This is a genomic window from Hallella faecis, assembly GCF_018789675.1.
Taxonomy (GTDB): Bacteria; Bacteroidota; Bacteroidia; order Bacteroidales; family Bacteroidaceae; genus Prevotella; species Prevotella faecis.
This window is the reverse complement of sequence record NZ_JAHKBE010000098.1, coordinates 1-3774: the sequence shown is the minus strand read 5'-3', so window position 1 is coordinate 3774 and position 3774 is coordinate 1. Positions and strand designations below refer to the sequence as shown.

The following is a 3774-nucleotide window of genomic DNA, read 5'->3' as shown; positions in this document are numbered from 1 at the left end:
CGTTAATTAACTCCTTCATTTTCAAACGATTACGTTAGAATTAACAGAGTATTGAAATGCAGAACACGTTAGTTATTGTAGCTGGCGATTGTGGATTTGGGTTTGACAAAAGAGGCTATTATGACAACATGGTGAAAAGGAACGCCAAACGCATGAATGATGCCAATAATTGGATTGTATTCATTAGAGGCAATCATGATAACCCAGCATATTTTGATGGTAAAAGCTTTAAGCACAAACGCTTTATTGCCATTCCAGACTATTCTGTAATCAACGCTTGCAACCATTCGATTCTCTGTGTAGGAGGAGCAATATCGGTTGACCGTACATATAGGCTTGAAGCATGGAGTAAGGAACTACAAAAACGGCTACGTTATGGCAACACGGAAGATGTTGATGACTTTTCGCCATCATACTATTGGCAGAACGAATCGCCGACGTATAATGATGAAGCACTAACGTCGATTTTGTCAGAACAGAAACTTGACATTGTAATAACACATACGTCTCCTTCCTTCTGCGAATTGTTAAGCAAGGAGGGGTTAGACAAATGGATTGGCAACGACAAGACTCTGATATCAGACATACAGCAGGAACGTGAAGTTATGAATAGACTGTATGAAACTCTGAAAGAACATCAGCAGCATGTCACTCATTGGTGTTACGGGCATTTTCATCAAAGCTGGCATTCTTCTATTGATGGCACATTGTTCAAGATGCTGGATATTATGGAACTTTATGCGTTAAAATAATTTTAGTCTAAAAACTGAGCTACAGAATCACGCCCAAGCAGTATGACAAGGAGGGCGTGGAGATGAAATATGGCAGGATGGAATAAACGGTTCTTCCGCCAAATGCGTGGATATGCGCCCCGTAGAAGGGGCATAAGCATATAACAGAAGGCGCGTTGCTCTATCGCTACGATTCTTTCAGCCATTCCATATCTCATCTACGCATTTAACGGAAGAACTTTTTTTGCTTAAAATAACAGCCTAACAAAATAAAACTGCTAACTTTGTAGATAATACGAGGGTATATTGAATAATCCTTAAACCTCAACTAAAAAAACTCTCCTGATTCTATTCAGTTACGAGGAAGGAGCAAAACATTAATAATAAACCTATTAAAATGAAACAAAAGAAATACGTTTTCTTCACGTATGCGTTCAAAAAAGACCCTGATTCCACACCAGACAAAAGAGTGGACGAAGACAAGATCCAAAGTCTCTTTGGCGACATTTTTGCCGCGGGAGAGAAATTGGAGATTTACATGAAGAAAGGTAAGGAAGAGGTGATGCTGCGTAATGATGTCATTACCATGTGCGACGACATCATTGTGTATCGACTCAACGACGACAGGGACGTAAAGATAACCTTGCCTACGGGTACCACTACCAACAATATTGACGACTACGTGGACAAGACGGAGCCTTCGTACCCGTTTTGCCATCTGATCTTTCACAATCAGCCCGGGGTGCAGTATGTGGCTATCGAGAAGAACTATGCTGCCTTCAGCGGCAACTTGAACCGAATAACAAAGATTCTCGCCACCAACTTCAACCGCATGCTCAAGCCCTATGGTTACACCATTCAGTTTGAAGCCATATACATGCAAGCGTTGGCATGGGATGTGGTGAAAAGGCGTTGCCGCGAAAACGACGATTATGTTTCGCAGATTTGCCTTACTGCCAAACGCAACAAGGAGAAGGACACGTTTGCCGACTTCTCGCGCAACGACAACATCAACGGTCTGATACAGGAATCGGAAGACAACGAGGCAAAGGAGTTTTTCATGGGCAACAAATTTTCGAAAGACGCAAGCGAGCAGAGCATCAGGAACTCTATAGACACGATGTTCCATATTAACCAATTCATAACAAAGAAGGAGTGTGAATTGAAGGTGAAACTGAGCAAAAGCGGAGTGTTGTGCCTAAACGATGAGGTTGTGCCCATGTATTTCTTGCCACCTATGGCTATAGAGCGTTTTCAGCTAAGAACCACGGTTTCCACCGACGAGCACGACTACGAGTTGCTGAAATGGCTTAACGACTGCATTAGAGACATAAAGAAAACTGGAAATGAAACAACGCCTCCCGCAAAACTCGATTAGCCTCATACACGACTCTCTAAAGGACGACGTCGTTCTCAGGGCTGTAGACATTAGTTGCAAACAATTTGAGAGCCGTATGAATGTCATGCGGTTCTCTACAACCGAAATTTACATCGAATCTGTATCGCTTTTAGATGAAATCAGAAGACAATCTTACGACTTTGATTTTCAGAATGTCTACGACAATCTTTTATGCCGACTGCGCAACTACGACAAAAGTAATGAGAATGTTGACGCCAAACTGGCTGCATCCGTAATTATTGTTTTTACGGCTTATATCATCTTTATCTGCAACAGCGTGAATGACCATTACAAATATTGGGCTCATAACTTGCTAAAGACTGTCCCGAAAGAGGCTGACCATAAGAATGTGCTAAAACTGATTGCGTCACGACTCCCTGACAGCCAGCAAGACAAACTAAGAGAATATATGTGTAGTTATATCAATCAGTCTGGCAAATGGCTGTCCAAACAAGTTGAGGACATCGTACGCTATAATGGCATGGAGGCAGAACTTATAAATGCTCTTATGCCTCATTTCTATAACGACAACCGACTTGCAAACGTTATAGCTTATATCAAAGAGATAAAAGAGGCTAATGGCAACCCTGCTGTTACGAGAATTACGGTTCAGTATATAAAGGACCAGAAAATATCCAATTACAACAATTCGCACAAGCGCCCTCTCTGGCAAATTCTCCATACTCATGGTTTATATAAAGCTAGAATAGACAACTGGAATAAAGCCGTAAATGTATAAGGCTGTTTGAAAGTTTTCCGTTTGATTCCTCGTCTTTATCTGTCTATTCCTCATAAATTCCTTGAAAATTCGTCAGAATTCCTTGCCGGCAAGGAATTTCTGACGTTTTTTTATGCCCTATTGTCAATTTTAGCTTTATTCAGGCAGTTTTTTAAGGGGGAAAAGCCTAAATTCCTTCAATCTTTCCTTATCAATTCCTTTTGATTCCTTATCATTCCTTGGACGATGGAAACATTAAAATAAACTCTCAGACCGCTTTTTGATTCCATATCTTTGCAGCAGAAATTTCGACATCGGAGTTTCTGCTGCATTTTTTATATACAGATGTTAGCAGTCAAAAACTGAGCACGGCTCCGACATCACGGGATGAAGAACGCCATTCTATATCATCGTGAGTGCAAGAAGGCAATTTGATACCGAAATAAAAACAATGAAAAAGGTATTGAACCCCGACCGTCAGGCAGGCTCTGAGCGCAACCAAGAGCCTCGCCTCGTAGGAGACATCCTCGCAGAGATGCTCCAAAGTAATTCACCATTGGCCAGCGGCTACCGCCAGCACCAGCAGGTCTACCCCAACACCGAGCCGGGCGTCGACCTCAAGCTCCTCACACGCCAGCCTGGGCGCATCCCCCTTGGCAGCTACCTCGACGGGGCGATCACGCGCGATGCCGACGACCACTTCCTCTTCATCGAGAACGCCACCTACAAGAAGCGCAACGATGTGCAGCAACGCAACCCACATGTATATGAGGGCGTCTACATCAACATCAACCGCAAGCCCGACGGAACGATCTACCCCACCTTCTGCCGACCGCAGTTCAACGAGCGGCTCACCTTCGCTGAGTTCTGTCGAAGGGCTGCCGACGAGCTCACGCAGGTGGCGAGCGGCTTCGCCTATGGCCTCG

General features: G+C 43.5%; 4 protein-coding genes. All 4 read left to right on the top strand.

All coding sequences use genetic code 11. The features are described from left to right. The first annotated feature begins 56 nt into the window (after positions 1–56). Positions 57–752: a metallophosphoesterase gene (locus KM934_RS12440; RefSeq protein WP_252345001.1), complete on the top strand. Its 696-nt coding sequence runs from the start codon at positions 57–59 to the stop codon at positions 750–752. Positions 753–1128: 376 nt separating this feature from the next. After that, the gene (locus KM934_RS12435) at positions 1129–2109 is read left to right on the top strand and encodes a hypothetical protein (protein ID WP_215760925.1); all 981 of its coding nucleotides are present in this window, start codon (positions 1129–1131) and stop codon (positions 2107–2109) included. Continuing rightward, complete coding sequence (locus KM934_RS12430) at positions 2078–2869, top strand: hypothetical protein (RefSeq protein WP_215760923.1); 792 nt, start codon at positions 2078–2080, stop codon at positions 2867–2869. Before KM934_RS12435 ends, KM934_RS12430 begins: the two co-directional genes overlap by 32 nt. Positions 2870–3299: 430 nt before the next feature. Beyond that, positions 3300–3774, top strand: a 475-nt coding sequence (locus tag KM934_RS12425) for a hypothetical protein (protein WP_215760922.1), incomplete at its 3' end; no start/stop codon positions are given.